The sequence below is a fragment of the Microbacterium sp. che218 genome (genome assembly GCF_040436305.1).
Taxonomy (GTDB): Bacteria; Actinomycetota; Actinomycetes; order Actinomycetales; family Microbacteriaceae; genus Microbacterium; species Microbacterium algihabitans.
In genome coordinates this window covers 1,471,975-1,488,401 of the sequence record NZ_AP031501.1, presented here as the reverse complement: position 1 = coordinate 1,488,401, position 16,427 = coordinate 1,471,975, and the positions used below count along the sequence as shown (strand labels likewise).

Below are 16,427 nucleotides of genomic sequence, written 5' to 3'. Positions count from 1 at the left end.
GCTGCGGACGAACCCGACTCGAGACACAGGAGCCGAAAGCCATGGCCGGACCCCGCCACGACCCCGCCGACTACCGTCCCCGCGACATCGTCCCCATCCGCCGCGCCCTCGTGTCGGTCAGCGACAAGACCGGCCTGCTGCAGCTCGGTGAAGCCCTCGCCGCAGCCGGCGTCGAGATCGTCTCGACCGGCGGCTCGGCGACGCTGCTGCGCGACGCCGGCCTCGAGGTCACCGATGTCTCGGCCGTCACCGGCTTCCCCGAGTCGCTCGACGGCCGCGTGAAGACCCTGCACCCCAACGTGCACGCCGGTCTTCTCGCCGACCTGCGCCTGGCCTCGCACGAAGCGCAGCTCGACGAGCTCGGCATCCGCCCCTTCGAACTCGTCGTCGTGAACCTCTACCCGTTCGTCGAGACCGTGGCATCCGGAGCCGAGGGAGACGACGTCGTCGAGCAGATCGACATCGGCGGCCCCGCGATGGTGCGCGCCTCGGCGAAGAACCACGCCAACGTCGCCATCGTCGTCTCGCCCGAGTCGTACCCCGCGATCATCGACGCCGTGCAGACGCAGGGCGGCACCACCCTCGTGCAGCGCCGCGAGCTCGCCGCCCGCGCCTTCTCGCACACCGCCGCCTACGACACCGCCGTGTCGACCTGGTTCGCCGAGGGCACTCTCGGCGACGACATCGACCTGCCCGCGCACCTCACCATCCAGGCCGAGCGCCAGTCGACCCTGCGCTACGGCGAGAACTCGCACCAGCGCGCCGCGATCTACACGCGCGTCGGCGGGCACGGCATCGCCCAGGCCACGCAGCTGCAGGGCAAGGAGATGTCGTACAACAACTACGTCGACGCCGACGCCGCCCTGCGCGCCGCGTTCGACATGGTCAAGCCCGCCGTCGCGATCATCAAGCACGCGAACCCCTGCGGCATCGCGGTCGCCGCCCCCAACGCGCTCGACCCGATCGCCTCGGCGCACCTGCGCGCGCACGAGTGCGACCCCGTGTCGGCCTTCGGTGGAGTGATCGCCGCGAATCGCACCGTGACGCTCAAGATGGCCGAGAACCTGCGCGACATCTTCACCGAGGTCATCATCGCGCCCGACTTCGAGCCCGAAGCGCTCGAGGTGTTCAAGCTCAAGAAGAACCTGCGCGTGCTGCGCCTGCCCGCCGACTGGACGCAGGAGTCGATGGACGTGCGCCTGGTCTCGGGTGGACTGCTGCTGCAGGATGCCGACCGCTTCCCCGACGACATCGAGTCGGTCGCGAAGAACTGGGAGCTCGTCTCGGGCGAGCGTCCCGCCGAGGCCGACATGGAGAGCCTCATCTTCGCGTGGAAGTCGTGCCGCGCGGTGAAGTCCAACGCCATCGTGCTCGCGCAGGCCTCGGCCACCGTCGGCATCGGCATGGGCCAGGTCAACCGCGTCGACTCGTGCCGCCTCGCCGTCGAGCGGGCCGGTGACCGTGCGGCCGGTTCGGTCGCGGCATCCGACGCGTTCTTCCCCTTCGCCGACGGGCCGCAGGTGCTGATCGACGCCGGGATCTCGGCGATCATCCAGCCCGGTGGATCGGTTCGGGATGCCGAGGTCGTCGACGCCGCGCGCGCCGCCGGCGTCACGATGTTCTTCACGGGAGAGCGTCACTTCTTCCACTGAGCCGTCGCTCTTCGCGCCGCCCTCGTGACCTCGGTCGCGGGGGCGGTGTGGTGTTTGGGGGTGGGTGGGCCTTGGCGTTGGCGTTGGCGGGGCGTTGCGCGGGCTCGCGGGGTGCGGTTTGGGGCGCCTTTCGTCGTTTGGGGCGTGAATCTCCCGCCCCGAACGACGAAATCCGCCCCAACCCGCACTGGTGGGGTGCAGGTGTCGCTTGCGGTGCGTTCGCGCCAGCCCCCCGGCCGACGAGCGGAGCCGCCGCTATGGTGCGGTGAGGTCCAAACGGTCGCGAGGTGGGGGTTCGGATGTCGTCGCGTTGGGTGCGGGTGCTCGTGTTGGTCGTTGTAGTCGTCCTCGCGACGATCCTCCCCGTCGGGGTGGGGGTCCTTCTCGCCGTCCAGTCGTCGGACTCGAGCGGTGGTGAGCTGTTCCTCGGCATATTCGCGAGTGTCGGCTTCGTGCTCGGACCGCTTCTCGTCGGTGCGTGGGTGGCGTTCTGGGACCCGCGTCGCTCGGGGGATTCGCGCAGGATCTTTCGCCGCATCTGGGTGACGGTGATCGTCAGCGAGGTGGTGTCGGCGGGACTGATCATCGCCTACACGGTGGTCGCGGGGGCTCCCGCCTGGCTGCCGTTGGCGTTCATCGTCGTCGGAGCGGCCCTGATGGCGGTCGCGTTCTGGCTGGGCAACTTGCTGCGGTTGACGGCGCCCGCGCCGGCCGCGCTTCCCGCCGAGTCTTTCTATCCCTCGGCGGAGCGTCGTCGCGACGTGCGTCGCACGGTGGTGGCCGCCCTCATCACGCTGGTCGTCCTCGGCGCCCTCTGCATCGCACTCGCGCTCACCGTCGGCATGGGTGACGCATGGTTCCCCGTCGTGAGCTTCCCGATCGCATTCGCGCTGCTCGTCGGCGGCGGGGTGGCTTCGCTAGCCACCTTTCGACTCGGCCGTCGTGCGCGCGCCCTCGTCGACGGTGATCTCGGGCGTCTCCGCACCATCGGCAAGGCCATCACGAGAAGCACGGGTCCGACGCTGGCGGCGGAAGACGAGGAAGCAGCCGCTCGCTACGCTCCCGCGGCGGCGGTTCTCATGACCTATCAGGTGGTCAACCTCGTCACGCTATATCTCGCCCTCGGGCTTCTGCAGATCAACAGCCTCATGTCGCCGAACACCGACCCCTCCTCGCGCATCTTCAGCATCGTGCTCCTGGTGTTCTTCGTCGTGACCCTCGCGGTGGTGATTCCCTTGCAGGTCCGGCAGATCCGGCGCTCCCGTGCGTACGCGAGCGCGCATCCCGTTCCGCGTTCGGGTTCGGTGGACATGCCGATGAGAGGTTCAGGCGTGTAGTTCGACCGGGTCGCGCGGACGGCGTCTGCCTGCCCAGGCGCCCGGGTTCGGGGCGCGTTCTGTCGTTCGGGGCGTGAATCATCCGCCCCGAACGACGGAATCCGCCCCAAACCGGAGGGGACTGCCTCACACGGGATGGCGGCCGCAGGCCACGCGGGGGCGAGTGGACCGCGCGGGGGCGGCGCCCGGTCTCGCAGGGTGGAGGGATGCAGTCGGCATCCGGATACGTCTCGCGCCGCGGCCTCGTGTGGGGTGGCCTCGGCGTGCTCGCCTTCTCGTTCACCGTGATCTTCACCCGCGTCGCGGTGGCGCAGCTCGACCCGCTGTTCGTGGGGGCGGGGCGCGCCGTCGTGGCCGCGGCGATCGCGGGGGTCGCACTCGCGGTGACGCGGTCGCGGATGCCGTCGGGCCAGCAGGCCGCACGCCTCGCGATCGTCGGCGGGGGAGTGGTGCTGGGCTTCCCGCTGCTGACCTCGTTCGCTCTGACCGCGGCACCCGCGAGTCACGGTGCGGTCGTGATCGCGGTGCTGCCCGCCGCGACTGCCGTGGCCGCGGTGCTCCGCACGCGCGAGCGACCGGGCCGCGGGTTCTGGATCGCGGCCGCGATCGGGGCCGTCGTCGCCGTGGCTTTCGCCGTCGGCGGTTCGGGTGGCGCGGGGCTGCACGCCACCGATCTGCTGCTGCTCGGCGCGGTCGTGGCGGCCGCCGTGGGGTACGCCGAGGGTGGGGTGCTCTCGCGCGAACTCGGCGCGTGGCAGACGATCTCGTGGGCGCTCGTGCTGTCGAGCCCCGTGATGATCGGCCTGACCCTCTTCTCCGCGATCCGCACGCCCGTCAGCGCGGATCCCGCCGCGTGGGGATCGTTCGCCTACCTCGCGGTGGTGAGTATGTTCCTCGGGTTCGTCGCCTGGTACCGCGGACTCGCGATCGGACCCATGGCCCGCGTCAGCCAGCTGCAGCTCGCCCAGCCGGTGCTGTCGCTGGGCTGGGCGGCTCTGGTACTCGGAGAGCCGCTGACCCTCGGAACTGTGGCCGGTGGTCTCGCGGTCATCGCGTGCGCGGCGATCGCCGTGACGATCCGTCAGCGCTCGGCGGGCCCTACGGCGCCCGTGTCTCTCGAGACGACGGATGCCGCTGCGCTCACGCGCTCATCTCGATGAGCTTCGCGATGGTGTTGGCGTTGCGCGCCGTGCCGACGACGCCGAGTCGCTTCTCGATGTAGCTCGCCTGCACCTTGGACCGTCCGATGCCGTCGGGGTAGCGGACGAACACCTCCTGTCCGTCGACCACCACTTCCTCCGGCGCGCCCGCGGGCAGCTCGAGCGTCGCGGTCGCGGCGGGCTGATCGAGGAAGACGGTCTGCACCCAGCGACCCTCGGGGTCGGACGCGAACGGATTGCGCGCGTGCGCATCGGCGAGCTCGTCGTGGGTGCGGACGATGACGGGCAGGTCGAAGCCGAACCCCTCCCGCACCGCCGCGCGCACCGTCTTCGCGATGCTGGCGGAGCTGCGTCGCCCCGGCTCCAGCACGAGGTTGCCCGCGACCTGCAGCGTCTCGACCTCGCCCAGACCGGCGGATGCCAGCACTTCGCGCAGCGCGGGCATCTTCATCGCCGTGGGTCCGCCGACTCCACGGATCAGGGCGACGACGGAGCGTGACATGAAGCGACCTTATTCCGTGCGACCCAGGCGGAAGAGAGTGGGGCGACGAGCGAGGCGCGTGAGGCCGTGACCCAGCTCACTCGCGCATCGATCGACGGTGCCCGCCCGCGCCGCCTCAGGCCGAGTCGCGACCCAGGGTCTCGAGCAGGCGCAGCCACACCTCGCTGACCGTCGGGTACGACGGCACGGCGTGCCACAGACGCTTCACCGGCACCTCACCGACGATCGCGATGGTCGCGGAGTGCAGCAGCTCGGCGATGTCGGGGCCGACGAAGGTCGCACCGACGAGCACGCCGCGGTCGAGGTCGACGATCGCGCGGGCCTTTCCGACGTAGGCGTCGGACTGCTCGCTCGAGCCGGCGATGCTCGCGAGGTCGTAGTCGAGCACCTTGACGTTCAGGCCCTTCTCTTCGGCCTTCTTCGCGGTGAGACCGACGGAGGCCACCTCGGGGTCGGTGAACGTCACCTGCGGCACCGCGTCGTGATCGGCGGTCGCCACGTGCGCTCCCCACGGAGCGTCGTCGATCTCGTCGCCCTTCGCGCGGGCCGCGATCACGTCGCCCGCCGCGCGGGCCTGGTACTTGCCCTGGTGGGTCAGCAGCGCGCGGTGGTTGACGTCGCCGACGGCGTAGAGCCAGTCGAAGCCGCGGACGAGGAGGGTGTCGTCGACCTCGAGCCATGAGCCCGGCTTCAGGCCCACGGCGTCCAGCCCCAGATCCTGGGTGCGGGGCGTGCGACCGATCGCGACGAGCACCTCGTCGGCCGTGACGGTCGTGCCGTCGGAGAGCTCGAGCGTGGCGCGGCCGTCGTCGTCGCGACGAGCGGAGGTCGTGTCGGCACCGGTCTTGACGGTGACGCCGCGCTCGCGCAGGGAGTCGGTGACGAGTTCTCCGGCGAAGGGCTCATTGGCGCCGAGCAGGCCGGAGCGGGCGATGATCGTGACCTCGCTGCCGAGGCTCTGGAACGCGGTGGCCATCTCGGCGCCGACGACGCCGCCACCGATGATCGCAAGAGAGGCGGGGATCTGCTCGACGGCGGTGGCCTCGCGGCTCGTCCACGGTGAGATGTCGGCCAGACCCGGGATGTCGGGCAGGAGCGCAGTCGACCCGGTGCAGACCGCGACCGCGTGGCGCGCGACCAGGTCGGTGGTTGTGCCGTCGGCGGCGGTGACGCGCACGGTCTTCTCGCCGGTGAGCGTGCCGTGGCCGCGCACGAGCTCGATTCCCGCGCCCTGCAGCCACTGCACCTGGCCGGAGTCGTCGTAGTTGCTGGTCATGGTGTCGCGACGGCGGAGCACGGCCGCGACGTCGAGGTCGCCCGTGACCGCCTGCTTCGCCCCGTCGACGTCGCGCGCGGCCCGCAATGCGGCGGCGCTGCGCAGCAAGGCCTTCGACGGCATGCAGGCCCAGTACGAGCACTCGCCGCCGACGAGCTCGGACTCGACGATGACGGCGGTGAGGCCGGCCTGCACGGCACGGTCGGCCACGTTCTCGCCGACGGGGCCGGCGCCGATGACGATGAGGTCGTATTCGCGTTCGCTCATGTCACTCACGCTACTCAGGGGGTCCGACATCGGGCGGGGGTTGCGCGCTGCCCACCCGCACGCGGGTTTCTGAGCCAACCGCAGCCTGAGGGAACCCTGCAAGGTCTTGACCTTGCGCTCTGAACCGGTTTAGTGTTTCGGGTACTGAACCGGTTTAGGCCGCAGGCCCCCACGACGGAGTGACGGATGACGAACGACACGCGACCCACCATCGCCGATGTCGCGCGCCGCGCCGGCGTGAGCAAAGGCCTCGTCTCGTTCGCGCTGAACGGTCGCGCGGGCGTCGCCCCCGACACGCGCGAGCGCATCCTCGCCGTCGCCGCCGACATGGGCTTCAGCCCTAGCCTGCGGGCCCGCTCGCTCAGCGTCGGCCGGGCCTTCGCCTGCGGGCTCGTGATCGGTCGCAGCCCCGACGTGATCGCCGCAGACCCCTTCTTCCCCTCGTTCATCGCGGGCGTCGAAGACGAGTTCTCGATCTCGGGCCAGGTGCTCGTGCTGGCCGCGGCCACTCCCGGTCGTCACGAGGAGGAGACCTACCGCGGCCTGGCCGCCGACCGCCGCGTCGACGGCGTGATCCTCTCCGACCTCCGCGCGGGCGACCCCCGCGTCGCGCTCGTCGCCGAGCTCGGCATCGCCGCCGTCACGCTCGGGGTCCCCGACGTCGACAGCCCCTTCACCTCGGTGTCGGTAGACGACGGAGCGGGCATCCGCCTCGCCGTCGACCACCTCGCCGACCTCGGCCACACCGACATCGCCCACGTGGCGGGCCCGACCGCGATGCTCCACGGCCGCAGCCGTACGGCGGCGTTCGACGCGGCGGCTGCAGACCGCGGCATCCGGTCCCGTGTCGTGCCGACCGACTTCAGCGCGGCCGACGGCGCCCGGGCCACGGATGCGCTGCTCGACGCCGACGTGCCCCCGACCGCGATCGTGTACTCGAACGACAACATGGCCATCGCCGGTCTCGGCCGCGCGCAGCGTCGCGGGCTGGTCGTGCCGCGCGACCTGTCGATCACGGGGTTCGACGACGCCGAGATCGGCCGCCACCTCTTCCCTGCCCTCACCAGCGTCGCCACAGACGCGCGGGGCTGGGGAGCCGCCGCCGCCCGCGCGCTGCTGGCCGCCACCACGGGCGGTGCCGCCGAGGCCCTCGCTTTGCCCGATCCCCGACTCATCGTCCGCGCCTCGACCGGGGCGCCGCCGACCGCTTGACGCACCGCGGGTCATCCCGCACACACAAGGAGGAAGACATGCGACGACGCATTCTGACCACAGCACTCGCCGCCACCGGCGTCTTGGCCCTGTCCGCCTGCAGCGGCGGGGGAGGAGCGAGCTCGGGCATGGACGCCCGCGGCCCGATCACCATCTGGTACTCCAACAACGACGCCGAGATCGCGTGGGGCGAGCAGATGGTGAAGGCGTGGAACGACGCCAACCCCGACCAGCAGATCACCGCGCAGGAGATCCCCGCCGGATCCTCGAGCGAAGAGGTCATCGGGGCCGCGATCACCGCCGGCAACGCGCCGTGCCTCATCTTCAACACCTCGCCCGCGGCCGTCCCCGGCTTCCAGAAGCAGGGCGGACTGGTCAACCTGTCGGACTTCCCCGACGGCGAGCAGTACATCACCGACCGCAGCGGCGACCTCGCCGACCAGTACCGCTCCGACGACGGCGGCTTCTACCAGCTGCCGTGGAAGAGCAACCCGGTCATGATCTTCTACAACAAGGACCTCTTCGCCCAGGCCGGCCTCGACGCCGAGAACCCGAAGCTGTCGACCTACGACGAGTTCCTCCAGACCGCGCAGACGCTGAAGTCGGCCGGGGTCGCGCCGTACGCGATCAACCCGGCGCCCACGAGCGAGTTCTTCCAGTCGTGGTTCGACTTCTACCCGTTGTACGCCGCGCAGACGGGCGGCAAGCAGCTGGTCGAAGACGGTCAGGCGACCTTCGACGACGCGGACGGCGAAGCGGTTGCCGACTTCTGGCGCACCATTTACAGCGACCAGCTCGCCGGCAACGAGCAGTACCAGGGCGACGCGTTCGCCGACGGCCAGGCCGCCATGGCGATCGTCGGGCCGTGGGCCATCTCGGTCTACAAGGACAAGGTGAACTGGGGCTCGGTCCCCGTGCCGACCGAGAAGGGCACCGCCGCCTCCGACACGTGGACCTTCAGCGACGCGAAGAACGTCGGCCTGTTCACCGCGTGCGACAACAAGGCCACCGCGTGGGACGTGCTGAAGTTCGCCACGAGCGAGGAGCAGGACGGCACGTGGCTCGAGGAGACCGGACAGATGCCGCTGCGCACCGACCTCACGACGACCTACGCCGACTACTTCTCGGCCAACCCGTCGTACCAGCAGTTCGGTGACCAGGCCGCCCGCACCGTCGAGGTGCCGAACGTGCAGAACTCCGTGGAGATCTGGCAGGCGTTCCGCGACGGGTACTCCCAGGCCGTCATCTTCGGCGAGGGCGACGTCAAGACCTTCTTGACGGATGCCAAGACCCAGATCGACCAGCTCGCGGCGGGGAAGTGACATGACCACGTCCGTCGCCGGCACGGCCGGCCGCACCGGGGGCGACCCCGGGCGGCCGGGCCGTGCGGGGGGCGCGGAGACCACGACCAAGACGCGGCGCCGCCCGTTCGGAGCGCAGCCGCTCGGCATCCTGTTCTCCGCCCCGTACCTGATCTTCATCGGGGTCGTGTTCGCGTACCCGATCATCTTCGCGGTGTGGATGTCGTTCCACGACTACTTCTTCACCGCCCCCGGCGCCAACGTCGACCGGCCCTTCGTCGGCTTCGACAACTACGTCACCGCCCTGAGCGATCCCGACGTGTGGCGGGCCTTCGGCAACGTCGGCGTCTTCCTGCTGATCAACGTGCCGCTGACCGTGGTGCTGTCGATCCTGCTCGCGACGGCGCTCGATCGCGCAGTGCGCGCCCGCACCTTCTTCCGGGTGGCGTTCTACGTGCCCTACGTCACGGCATCCGTCGCCGTGGTCGCCGTGTGGCTGTTCCTGTTCTCGAACACGGGCCTGGTCAACAACGTGCTCGGACCCCTCGCGCCGAACCCGTCGTGGCTGGTCAACTCCGCGCTGGCGATGCCCACGATCGCGCTGTTCGTCACCTGGAAGGGCCTCGGGTTCTACATCCTGCTCTACCTCGCCGCCCTGCAGAACGTGCCGCGCGAGCTGCACGAGTCGGTTGCGGTGGACGGGGGCGGGCGCATCCGCCAGTTCTTCGCGGTCACCGTGCCGGGCGTGCGGCCCGCGACGTTCCTCGTGCTGCTGCTGTCGACCATCACGGGCGCGAACCTCTTCACCGAGCCCTACCTGCTCACGAGCGGCGGCGGACCCAACGGTGCGTCCACGTCGCCCGTGCTCCTCATCTACCAGAAGGGCATCGAACAGCAGAACCCCGACGTGGCCGCGGCCATCGGCGTGGTGCTGATCATCTTCGTGCTCGTCATCGCGCTGCTGCAGCGCCGGTTCGTCGGAAGGGAGGAATCATGAGAAGCAAGATCGTCACGTACAGCGTGCTGACCGTCGGTGCGCTCGCGTTCCTGTTCCCCTTCTATTACATGATCGCCGGGTCGCTGCAGACGAGCCCCGACACCTCGATCGCGGGGGCGTTCCCGCACCCCTCCAACCTCACGGTGGAGAACTACACCGCGATCGACGGGCGCATCAACCTGCTGCAGGGCTTGGCGAACTCGGGCATCTTCACCGGCGGCGTCATCCTCGGCACGCTCGTGTTCGGCGTGCTCGCCGGGTACGCGCTCGCGGTGCTGAGGTGGCGCGGACGCTCCGCGACCTTCGCGCTCGTGCTGCTGGTGCAGGTGATCCCGTTTCAGCTGCTCATGATCCCGCTCTACGTCATGATCGCCCGCGATTACGGCCTGAGCGACAGCTACCTGGGCATGATCCTGCCGTTCTTCATCAACTCCACGGCCGTGGTCATCTTCCGTCAGTACTTCCTGCAGCTGCCCAAGGAGCTCTTCGACGCCGCCCGTATCGACGGCGCCAACGAGTTCCGGTTGCTGTGGAGCGTCGCGCTGCCCCTCGTGCGCCCGGCGCTGCTCACGGCGGTGCTGTTGACCTTCATCGGTCCGTGGAACGAGTTCCTCTGGCCGTTCCTGATCACGAAGGACGCCACGATGCAGCCCCTGGCGGTGTCGCTGGCGAACTTCATCTCGAACATCGCGGCATCCACCACCAACCCCTTCGGCGCCATGATGGCCGGCGCCGTCGTGCTCGCCGCACCCGCGGTGGCGCTGTTCCTGATCTTCCAGCGCTACTTCACCTCGAACGACCTCGGATCCGGAGTGAAAGGATGACAATGACCCCCGAATCCCCCGTCCCCTACCGCCTCACGCGCGTCGGGGTGGTGATGACCCCCGAGCCCGGCAACGCCGACGAGGCCGAGGGCGTTCTCAACCCGGCATCCGGTCGCGGCCCCGACGGCCAGCTGTACCTGCTGCCCCGCCTGGTCGCGGAGGGCAACGTCTCGCGCGTCGGCATCGCCCGCGTCGTGATCGAAGACGGCGTGCCCGTCTCGGTCGAGCGCGAGGGCGTCGTGCTGCAGCCCGATCGCGGGTGGGAGCGCGGCGTCGGCAACGCCGGCACCGAAGACCCGCGCACCACGTGGATCGAGGCGCTCGGCCTGCACGTGATGACCTACGTCGCCTACGGCCCGCTCGGACCCCGCACGGCCGTCGCCGTGTCGGAGGATCTGCGCGAGTGGAAGCGGCTGGGGCCGGCGATGTTCCGCTACCAGGACGACCTCGACATGGACCTCAACCTGTTCCACAACAAGGACACGGTGTTCTTCCCCGAGCCGGTCACGGCGCCGGACGGCACCGAGTCGCTCGCGGTCCTGCACCGCCCGATGTGGGACCTCGGCGAGACCAAGCCCGGCCAGGGCGTGCGCGTGCCGGCCGGGATCGAAGACCAGCGGCAGTCGATCTGGATCAGCTACGTGCCCCTCGAAGCCGTCCGCGACGACCTCTCGGCGCTCGCCCTCTGGGGACAGCACCGCTTCGTCGCGGGGCCGCAGTACCCCTTCGAAGAGGTCAAGATCGGTGGCGGTCCGCCGCCGCTGCGCATTCCCGAGGGGTGGCTCGTGCTGCACCACGGGGTGACCGGCGTGATCGACAGCGCCTTCTCGCAGCAGCAGAAGGTCAACTACGCCGCCGGGGCCTTGATCCTGGATGCCGCTGACCCCAGCCGCGTGATCGCGCGCACGCCCGAGCCGCTCCTGGCTCCCGAGACCGACGACGAGCGCAGCGGCATCGTGCCCAACGTCGTGTTCCCGACCGCGATCGAGGAGATCGACGGTCGTCACTTCGTGTTCTACGGCATGGCCGACTCGAAGATCGGCGTCGCCCTGCTCGAGCGCACCGACTGAGTACAGCGCGGCTCCGGCCCTCGCGGGTCCCCTGACGGGAACGCGTCGGCCGGGGTCGCGCACCCCACCCATCGAAAGGATCCCCCTCCCCATGAACGCACGATGGAGTGCGCGAATGACGGCCGTGCTGGGCGCCGCCGCCCTCGCCGTCCCGCTGACAACCGCCGCCGCAGCGGCCCCGCAACCTGCCGTGGCGCCCGCGACAGCGGCATCCGGCTCGCTGACGAACCTCGACCACCTCGACTTCCTGCTCGACGAAGCGACCCCGCCCGCCGATGTCGCCGGTCACTCGACCTACCGACAGGCCGAAGAACCCACGATCCTCGCGCCGTGGACCTACGCCGACGCCCGCGACGGCGGCACCTTCCAACGCGTGGGTGGCGGTCCGCTCGACCCCGCGACCGGCGACTGGGGTCAGGGCGCCTTCAACGCCGACGACAACACCCGTGCGGCCGTCGTCTACACCCGGCATTGGGAGCTCACCGGCGACCCCGACAGTCGGCAGAAGGCGTACGAGCTGCTGCGCACCGTCGCGTACCACCAGACGACCGACGGTCCCTCCGCCGGCAACGTCGTGCTGTGGATGCAGCCCGACGGAGAGCTCAACCCCTCGGCCGAGCCCGTCGAGCTGCCCGACCCCTCGGATTCCGGACCCAGCTACTGGACAGCCCGCACCGTCTGGGCCCTCGGCGAGGGCTACGCGGCGTTCGTCGACGACGACCCGGCGTTCGCCTCGTTCCTCAAGGACCGCCTCGCTCTCTCGCGCGGTGCCATCGAACGCGACGCGCTGTCGAAGTACGGGCAGTACGTCGAATCCGACGGCAAGAAGGTGCCGGCGTGGCTGATCGTCGACGGGGCGGATGCCACGGCGGAAGCGGTCCTCGGACTCACGGCGGCCGTGCGCGCCGGTGACGACACCTCCGCCACGGCGGCGCGTCAGCTCGCGGAGGGCGTGGCCGCCATGGCATCCGGGAACACCCGCCAATGGCCGTACGGCGCCGTCCTGCCGTGGGCCCAGTCGCCCGCGATGTGGCACGCGTGGGGCTCGCAGATGCCCGCAGCGCTCGCCGAGGCCGGCGACCTGTTCGGTGAAGACGCGCTGGTGAAACCGGCGATCGCGGATGCCACGGGCTTCACCACGACGCTGCTCACCGCCGGCGGGCCCGACAACGGATGGTTCCCGAGCCCCACCGACCGCGTGCAGATCGCGTACGGCGCCGACTCGCGCGTGCAGTCGCTGCTCGCGCTCGCCGACACGACGGGATCGGCCGCATTCGCCGAGCTCGCGAGCATGCAGGCCGCCTGGTTCTTCGGAGCCAATCACGCCGGGGAGAAGATGTACGACCCCGCGACCGGCATCACCTACGACGGTCTCCAGCCCGACGGCACGGTCAACCGCAACAGCGGAGCCGAGTCGACGATCCACGGCCTGCTCACCGCGCTCGCGCTCGACGCCCACCCCGCGGTGGCGGAGCGGGCGACGGCCCTGACCTCGGTCGAGAGCCGCGTGGGACTGTCGTACGTCGAGGCCGAAGACGCCGTGCGCACCGACGGCACCGTGTTCACTCCGGAGTCGTCGTGGACGGGGGAGTCGAGCTGGTCGGGCGACGGCCTGACGCTGGAAGCGCGTCAGAGCGCCACCTGGGACATCGGCCCCTCCGACACCGGACGATGGATCGAACCCGTCGTGTGGACCGAGCCGGGTGAGAAGTCGCAGTCGACCTGGCGAGGCGGCGGCGCGCTGAAGATCACCGGACCCGATCAGGGCATCTCGCCGACGCCGGGCGCTCTGCTGCCTTACGCGCTCACGGCGCCCGCCGCGGGCAAAGGTTCTCAGGTCGACGTGAAGGTGCAGAAGGGCGAGCTCACGCTCGACGGACTGATCGTCCGGCCCTGGATCTCGCGGCTCGTGCTGGGTGGAGACGCGCGCAGCGAGCTCGTGCACTCGAGCGCGGTGGGGCCGCAGCGCACCGGCATCGGTGCCGCGGGAGTGTCGTCGACCGTGTCGGTCTACGACGCCTCGGGCGCGCTGGTGCGCAGCACGTCGACGAGCGGAACCGTGACCGTGGTCGTGCCCCCGGGTGGATTCGCGATCGCCCAGGGGTGAGTGCGGCGGACCGGCCGGGTCCTTCGGGGCTCGGCCGATCCGCTGCGCCGGGTCGCTGGGCGGTGTCGCTGCGCCGTGGGGCCGGCGGCCTCGGGGCGTGCCCGTCAGCCGCGTCACGGTCGTGTCCGATTTCCGCCAGCCGATGTCGGAGGTCGATGGCAGGCTGGATGCCATGACCACCACCGCCGCCGCCCTTCCCGGCTTCGCCGAGCGCTACCGCGTCATCCAATCGCGCGATCGCCGGTTCGACGGCCAGTTCGTCACGGCGGTGAGCTCGACCGGCATCTACTGTCGCCCGAGCTGCCCCGCACGCACCCCGAAAGAGCAGAACGTCACGTTCTACGCGACCTCCGCGGCCGCGCACGAGGCCGGGTATCGGGCGTGCAAGCGGTGCCTGCCCGAGGCGGCACCCGGGTCGCCGCTGTGGGACGTGCGGGGCGACGTCGTCGCGCGGGCGATGCGCCTGATCGCCGACGGGGTGGTCGACCGCGAGGGCGTGCCCGGTCTGGCCCAGCGGTTGGGCTACTCGTCGCGTCACCTCACTCGCCTGCTCCAGGCCGAACTGGGCGCCGGTCCTCTCGCGCTGGCTCGAGCGCATCGCGCGCACACCGCCCGCGCCCTGCTGGTGGGCACCGACCTCTCGTCGGCCGACGTGGCGTTCTCGGCGGGCTTCTCGAGCGTGCGGCAGTTCACCGACACGATCGGCGAGGTGTTCGGCATGCCCCCGCGCGAGCTGCGCGCCCGCCGGCCGCACTCCTCGGGTGTCGAGGCCGCCGCGGGCGAGATCGACCTCGCCCTGCCGGTGCGCGGGCCGATCGACACGGTCGGGCTGTTCGGGTGGATGCGCGCGCACGCCATCCCCGAGGTCGAGGTCGGTGGCGACGCCTCCTTCGCGCGCGTCGTGCGCCTTCCCGGCGGACCCGCGTGGTTCGAGGTGCGCCTGGCCGACGACGGGCGCCTTCGCCTGCGGGCGCGACTGTCGGCGCTCGCCGATCTCGGCACCCTCATCTCCCGCGTGCGGCGCCTGTTCGACCTCGACGCCGACCCTCTCGCGATCGACGAAGCACTCGCCCGACATCCGCAGCTGGCGCCCGCCGTCGCCGCCATCCCCGGCGTGCGAGTGCCCGGCGCGATCGACGCCGACGAGATGCTGCTGCGCGCCATGATCGGCCAGCAGATCAGCGTGGCGTCCGCCCGCACCATGCAGGGCCGTCTCGCCGCCGAACTTGGCGAAACGGTCGGAGTCGGCCCCGAGCCGATGACCCTCTTCCCGACGCCGGCGGTCATTGCCGCGCGTGGCCTTGAGGTGCTGCGGGGTCCGGCTGCCCGCATGCGCGCGATCGTCGAGGCGGCCGAAGCGCTCGCCGACGGCAGCCTGACCCTGGGCTTCGGCGACGACGGGGTCGACCAGCGCGAGCGGTTGCTGGCGCGACGGGGGATCGGGCCCTGGACCGCCGACTACGTGCGCATGCGCGTGCTCGGCGACCCCGATGTGCTGCTGCCCGGCGATGTCGCCGCGCGCGCCGGTGCCGCGGCACTCGGGCTGCCCTCCGACCCCGCGGGCTTCACCGAATGGTCCGAACGCCTGTCGCCTTGGCGCAGCTACGCCATGGCCCACTATTGGTACGCCGCCCCCGTCACCCAGGCGTGGAGGTCGCCCGCAGAGACCGCGGCGGCCGTGGTGGCCCGACCCCGGGGCGCGCGCGCCCGACCAGCCGTCGACGTCGCGGCATCCGCTGTCGTCGCCGGCCGCCCCGATCCCTCACCCCGCCCCTCGACCGGAAGCGAGACCCCCGAATGACCACCGCGATCCTCGAATTCGTCGACACCCCCGACGGACCCTTCGCGATCCTCGCCGACGAGGCCGACCGCGTCATCGTCTCGGGCTGGACGGCCGACACCGACGCCGTCCTCGCCCGGTTGCGGCCCGAGCGGCGGCCAGAGCGCGTCGTGAGCGGCGGCACGGGGGCCGCCCCCGCCGTGCGGGCGTACTACGACGGCGATCTCGCCGCGATCGACGCCGTCGCCGTCGCGCAGACCGGCACGCCCCTGCAGCGAGCGGGGTGGCAGGCGCTGCGCTCCATCGCCCCCGGCGCACCGCTGACGTACACCGGCTTCGCGGTCGCCCTCGGCTCGCCGGCCGCCGTGCGCGCCGCGGCCTCGATCTGCGCGCGAAACGCCGTCGCGCTGTTCGTCCCCTGCCACCGCGTGCTCCGCGGAGACGGGACGCTCGGCGGGTTCGTGTGGGGCACGGGGGTGAAGCAGAGCCTGTTGGCGCGCGAGGCGGCGAGCTGACCAAGGGGGTGAGAGGTGGCTGAGCTTGTCGAAGCCACCGGGTGACTGCGGGTTCCGGTCCCGGGTGGGAGAGGTGGCTGAGCTCGTCGAAGCCACAGGGCGACTGCGGGTTCGGTCCCGGGTGGGGGAGGTGGCTGAGCTTGTCGAAGCCACCGGGGGACTGTGGGTTCCGGTCCCTTCGACAGGCTCAGGGACCTGGTGCCCGAGGACTGCGGGTTCCGGTCCCTTCGATGGGCTCAGGGACCCGGGGCCGGGACTGTAGGTACTGGTTCCTTCGGGTGCCGCAAGAAATCCTTGCCCCCAGCAATCTCTCAGGGATAGTCTGGAGGGCTGCCGTCCCCCCGGCGGAAGCTACACCAACTGAGGAGGATTCCATGGACCAGATCGACGCCCCCGTCGCCCCGGCCGCCGCATCCTCCGTCGCTGC

The 16,427-nt window shown here is 71.0% G+C and carries 13 protein-coding genes; 11 read left to right on the top strand and 2 right to left on the bottom strand.

Going from position 1 to position 16,427, the window contains the following annotated elements; all coding sequences use genetic code 11:
• Window positions 1-41 precede the first annotated feature (41 nt).
• The 3 genes from purH (at window position 42) to ABXS86_RS06885 (ending at window position 4,149) form a co-directional block, all read left to right on the top strand.
• On the top strand, window positions 42-1,652 hold the full coding sequence (gene purH / locus ABXS86_RS06895) for a bifunctional phosphoribosylaminoimidazolecarboxamide formyltransferase/IMP cyclohydrolase (RefSeq protein ID WP_251504779.1): 1,611 nt from the start codon (window positions 42-44) through the stop codon (window positions 1,650-1,652).
• A gap of 299 nt (window positions 1,653-1,951) precedes the next feature.
• Window positions 1,952-2,989: a hypothetical protein gene (locus ABXS86_RS06890; protein ID WP_353666039.1), complete on the top strand. Its 1,038-nt coding sequence runs from the start codon at window positions 1,952-1,954 to the stop codon at window positions 2,987-2,989.
• A 206-nt stretch (window positions 2,990-3,195) separates the two neighbouring features.
• The gene (locus ABXS86_RS06885) at window positions 3,196-4,149 is read left to right on the top strand and encodes a DMT family transporter (RefSeq protein WP_353666038.1); all 954 of its coding nucleotides are present in this window, start codon (window positions 3,196-3,198) and stop codon (window positions 4,147-4,149) included.
• Here the strand turns inward: ABXS86_RS06885 and ABXS86_RS06880 are convergent.
• Window positions 4,130-4,651 carry a DUF1697 domain-containing protein gene (locus ABXS86_RS06880; RefSeq protein WP_307209476.1) on the bottom strand — a complete coding sequence of 174 codons (522 nt, stop codon included), beginning with the start codon at window positions 4,649-4,651 and terminating at the stop codon, window positions 4,130-4,132. The two genes, ABXS86_RS06885 and ABXS86_RS06880, sit on opposite strands and share 20 nt — an antisense overlap.
• Window positions 4,652-4,766: 115 nt before the next feature.
• A complete protein-coding gene (locus tag ABXS86_RS06875) occupies window positions 4,767-6,194 on the bottom strand; it encodes a dihydrolipoyl dehydrogenase family protein (protein ID WP_353666037.1) in 1,428 nt (475 codons plus the stop codon).
• A gap of 186 nt (window positions 6,195-6,380) precedes the next feature.
• Between ABXS86_RS06875 and ABXS86_RS06870 the strand changes: the two genes are divergently transcribed.
• From ABXS86_RS06870 to ABXS86_RS06835, 8 genes are all read left to right on the top strand, one after another.
• The gene (locus ABXS86_RS06870; protein WP_353666036.1) at window positions 6,381-7,406 is read left to right on the top strand and encodes a LacI family DNA-binding transcriptional regulator; all 1,026 of its coding nucleotides are present in this window, start codon (window positions 6,381-6,383) and stop codon (window positions 7,404-7,406) included.
• A gap of 38 nt (window positions 7,407-7,444) precedes the next feature.
• Window positions 7,445-8,728 carry an extracellular solute-binding protein gene (locus ABXS86_RS06865; protein ID WP_144829159.1) on the top strand — a complete coding sequence of 428 codons (1,284 nt, stop codon included), beginning with the start codon at window positions 7,445-7,447 and terminating at the stop codon, window positions 8,726-8,728.
• A gap of 1 nt (window position 8,729) precedes the next feature.
• Window positions 8,730-9,704, top strand: a complete 975-nt coding sequence (locus tag ABXS86_RS06860; protein WP_144829157.1) for a carbohydrate ABC transporter permease — start codon at window positions 8,730-8,732, stop codon at window positions 9,702-9,704.
• Window positions 9,701-10,528, top strand: a complete 828-nt coding sequence (locus ABXS86_RS06855) for a carbohydrate ABC transporter permease (protein ID WP_144782543.1) — start codon at window positions 9,701-9,703, stop codon at window positions 10,526-10,528. The genes ABXS86_RS06860 and ABXS86_RS06855 overlap by 4 nt, the downstream gene beginning before the upstream one ends.
• A gap of 2 nt (window positions 10,529-10,530) precedes the next feature.
• Window positions 10,531-11,598, top strand: coding sequence for a glycosidase (locus ABXS86_RS06850; RefSeq protein WP_353666035.1), 1,068 nt, complete (start codon window positions 10,531-10,533; stop codon window positions 11,596-11,598).
• 115 nt (window positions 11,599-11,713) lie between these two features.
• Complete coding sequence (locus tag ABXS86_RS06845) at window positions 11,714-13,705, top strand: hypothetical protein (RefSeq protein ID WP_353666034.1); 1,992 nt, start codon at window positions 11,714-11,716, stop codon at window positions 13,703-13,705.
• A gap of 172 nt (window positions 13,706-13,877) precedes the next feature.
• Window positions 13,878-15,506: an AlkA N-terminal domain-containing protein gene (locus ABXS86_RS06840; protein WP_307209491.1), complete on the top strand. Its 1,629-nt coding sequence runs from the start codon at window positions 13,878-13,880 to the stop codon at window positions 15,504-15,506.
• Window positions 15,503-16,000: a methylated-DNA--[protein]-cysteine S-methyltransferase gene (locus ABXS86_RS06835; protein ID WP_353666033.1), complete on the top strand. Its 498-nt coding sequence runs from the start codon at window positions 15,503-15,505 to the stop codon at window positions 15,998-16,000. The genes ABXS86_RS06840 and ABXS86_RS06835 overlap by 4 nt, the downstream gene beginning before the upstream one ends.
• Window positions 16,001-16,427: the final 427 nt, after the last annotated feature.

What these genes read in the sequence shown, in the direction of transcription:
- purH (WP_251504779.1), top strand. Translation starts at nt 42, where the DNA reads ATGGCCGGACCCCGCCACGACCCCGCCGACTACCGTCCCCGCGACATC.
- ABXS86_RS06890 (WP_353666039.1), top strand. Translation starts at nt 1,952, where the DNA reads ATGTCGTCGCGTTGGGTGCGGGTGCTCGTGTTGGTCGTTGTAGTCGTC.
- ABXS86_RS06885 (WP_353666038.1), top strand. Translation starts at nt 3,196, where the DNA reads ATGCAGTCGGCATCCGGATACGTCTCGCGCCGCGGCCTCGTGTGGGGT.
- ABXS86_RS06880 (WP_307209476.1), bottom strand. Translation starts at nt 4,651, where the DNA reads ATGTCACGCTCCGTCGTCGCCCTGATCCGTGGAGTCGGCGGACCCACG.
- ABXS86_RS06875 (WP_353666037.1), bottom strand. Translation starts at nt 6,194, where the DNA reads ATGAGCGAACGCGAATACGACCTCATCGTCATCGGCGCCGGCCCCGTC.
- ABXS86_RS06870 (WP_353666036.1), top strand. Translation starts at nt 6,381, where the DNA reads ATGACGAACGACACGCGACCCACCATCGCCGATGTCGCGCGCCGCGCC.
- ABXS86_RS06865 (WP_144829159.1), top strand. Translation starts at nt 7,445, where the DNA reads ATGCGACGACGCATTCTGACCACAGCACTCGCCGCCACCGGCGTCTTG.
- ABXS86_RS06860 (WP_144829157.1), top strand. Translation starts at nt 8,730, where the DNA reads ATGACCACGTCCGTCGCCGGCACGGCCGGCCGCACCGGGGGCGACCCC.
- ABXS86_RS06855 (WP_144782543.1), top strand. Translation starts at nt 9,701, where the DNA reads ATGAGAAGCAAGATCGTCACGTACAGCGTGCTGACCGTCGGTGCGCTC.
- ABXS86_RS06850 (WP_353666035.1), top strand. Translation starts at nt 10,531, where the DNA reads ATGACCCCCGAATCCCCCGTCCCCTACCGCCTCACGCGCGTCGGGGTG.
- ABXS86_RS06845 (WP_353666034.1), top strand. Translation starts at nt 11,714, where the DNA reads ATGACGGCCGTGCTGGGCGCCGCCGCCCTCGCCGTCCCGCTGACAACC.
- ABXS86_RS06840 (WP_307209491.1), top strand. Translation starts at nt 13,878, where the DNA reads ATGACCACCACCGCCGCCGCCCTTCCCGGCTTCGCCGAGCGCTACCGC.
- ABXS86_RS06835 (WP_353666033.1), top strand. Translation starts at nt 15,503, where the DNA reads ATGACCACCGCGATCCTCGAATTCGTCGACACCCCCGACGGACCCTTC.